2 protein-coding genes and 1 pseudogene are annotated in these 2,463 nt (G+C 40.3%); all 3 read right to left on the reverse strand.

Features of this window, described 5'->3' with window-relative positions:
• Positions 1-715, reverse strand: a 715-nt coding sequence (locus L4C36_RS23595) for a hypothetical protein (RefSeq protein WP_428480203.1), incomplete at its 3' end; no start/stop codon positions are given.
• A 286-nt stretch (positions 716-1,001) separates the two neighbouring features.
• Positions 1,002-1,907 carry an alpha-amylase family glycosyl hydrolase gene (locus L4C36_RS23600; RefSeq protein WP_428480204.1) on the reverse strand — a complete coding sequence of 302 codons (906 nt, stop codon included), beginning with the start codon at positions 1,905-1,907 and terminating at the stop codon, positions 1,002-1,004.
• A 169-nt stretch (positions 1,908-2,076) separates the two neighbouring features.
• Positions 2,077-2,460: pseudogene (locus tag L4C36_RS23605) on the reverse strand (ISAs1 family transposase); the annotation flags it as partial.
• Positions 2,461-2,463: the final 3 nt, after the last annotated feature.

Consider the following 2,463-nt stretch of genomic DNA (forward strand, 5'->3'; position numbering starts at 1 on the left):
GATATGAATATAACACCTTATCAAAAATAAATTTGTACTCATCATTTAATGTATTCCTAAAATCAATTTCATTAATTCCAGGATAAAATACTTTTAAAGCTCTCCGAGTGGAAAATCTCGCACTGTATTTATTTTCATAAATATACTCATACCGAACTTTAACTTCATCGTAAAATTCAACGCTGCTATTCCTCTTCAAAAAAGATACTAATTTAACCAATTCTTCACTTGTTACAAGTTTATCGCTCGAAACTCTAACAAAAAATAACTCTATCGCATCACGTTCATTTTTAACGCGACTGTTATACTCTATTAATTCAGTCGATAATATAAAACCAAAATTAACATCCAAAATAAAATTATCGTAATCACCCTCGTATAATTCAATGGCACCAAAAACATCGACTCCTTTTTTAAACCTCAATTCAAACCAAAGGTTTGTTCCTTCTATCCTAAGAAGCAACGTTATATCCTTTACATCACCATAACATTCATCATACTTAAGCCAAAAATAATCACTTAGACTTTGAGAGCAAAGATTATCATCTATAGAAAATGTTATAGTGCTTTTTTCCACGCCTGCTACAGGCTTATAATAGTCATATATTTCATGTCCATTTTCATATTCAACAACACTAATGAAGTCAACCCCATGGCGATTACCAAGATACTCAATAAACTCATTAATGTCATTATCATCATAAAACCTAGTCATTTATATTTCCCATCAATTGGAGGAAGACCTCTAAGTTCCCTTAATTCTAAATTTGTAACGACTTCATAATAATAGTGGTGATTATCAATATTCTAAATATGACACCCATGATTAAAAGTAACATTTTTATGTATAAAGACCGATGGTAGATACCTTGAAAAACACAAGTCTCTCACTCCTTCATTAAAAAATTGGCGCTATTCCATAAATTTCTGGGCTCTCTGTCAATTTCAAGCACATGAAAAACTAACCGTTCAGTCAGTTACATGATCTTCAATAGAATTCGCTATGCGGCGCTTAACAACTTTCGACTTATACTTACCCCACTCGTTCGTTGCTGGCCAATGTGGTGATAATATTCACGCAATAAGCCTTCTTTACCTATTGCTCCCGTAAAGTTTTTCTCTAAACGATGGGTTAACTCTAACCAGTTTTCTTCACTCAATCCAAGACGGGCAACAATATTGCGGGCATTGTCTGATATATACACCTTTTTACCCTCTCGCATGACACGACCAGTCTCATCAATAAGTAGTAAGTAATCGGTGAGGATAAATGGTAAGCCTTTGGGCATATTGGTACGTGGATTACCCACAAAAGGAAGTAATGATTTCGGCTGTTGGCTTGATTTTGCGGCATTAGCCCGCTTTTTGATGCTAGTGTGGGCTGATGTTTCTGGTGTTTTCGCTATGCCCGCACGTACGGGATTCAAGTCAACATACGCCATGCACGCAGCTAACGCCGCTTCATCAAGTAAAGCTTGTGACTTAAACCGCCCTTCCCAAAATCGCCCTGTACAACCGTCTTCTTTATTAGCTTGTCGTGCAATCTGCTCGTTGAGCAGGCGCATAAACCAGCTGATATCATGCAGTCGTTCGCGCCAATCCTCAGCAATACGCTCAACAGCCATTAACTGGACTTTATCCATGCGCCTTCGCTGCTCTTCATCCAGCCAGATATTTGAAAGATAGTTACCTTTGCACACGCGATGCCAACGAGTTATCACTTCTTCCTGTGTCCAGCTTTCCGCTTGGTCTTTATCGACATACAGCACAATATGAGTATGGTTACTCATTACTGCATACGCACAAATATCAATCGCAAATACTTTAGCTAGAAGCAGCAGTCGCTGCTCAACCCATTCTCGGCGATGTTCAAAACACTTACCCGTTAACGGGTCTTTGCCACACAAAAATGAACGCCGTACGCAGCGAGAGACACAATGGTAGTACGGCGTATCGGCTAAGCTGACTTGCGTTTTTCTTGACTTCGGCATCGTTGATGACCTATTTATTCATCCCTGATAAATCAAGCCTAGAACACAGAGCAAAAATGTACAAAACCTGGGTGTCTTTGTTATTTATGTGAATAGTCGACTGGCGGCTTTCGCGGTCGTAAGAGCCACGCAGGACTTTGCCGTCGATAGCGATAAGCTCGCCCTCAGAGCGCTCAGATATCACTTGCATCCAGTTTGTAAAGCACGCCTGAAACTCTGTAGGGTCAAGGCGTGAAATAATACGAGCGATGGTGTCGTGAACCGGTATGCCGTCCTTAAATAGACCTTTTTGCTGGAACCAATCGAGGTGAACTTCACCGAAGTCTTCGATGTCTTCCCAACCCTCGGCACCGGCGATGATGGCGCATACAGCCAAGAACAGAACATCGAATAATGGGTAACTGATTTTGGCTGACTGGCGCGGGTCTTTCAGGTCGCCGAAATACTTAGAAAATGCGTCGATGCTCATGGT

Origin of the sequence: Photobacterium japonica, assembly GCF_050337005.1 — a bacterium.
Lineage (GTDB): Bacteria > Pseudomonadota > Gammaproteobacteria > Enterobacterales > Vibrionaceae > Photobacterium > Photobacterium japonica.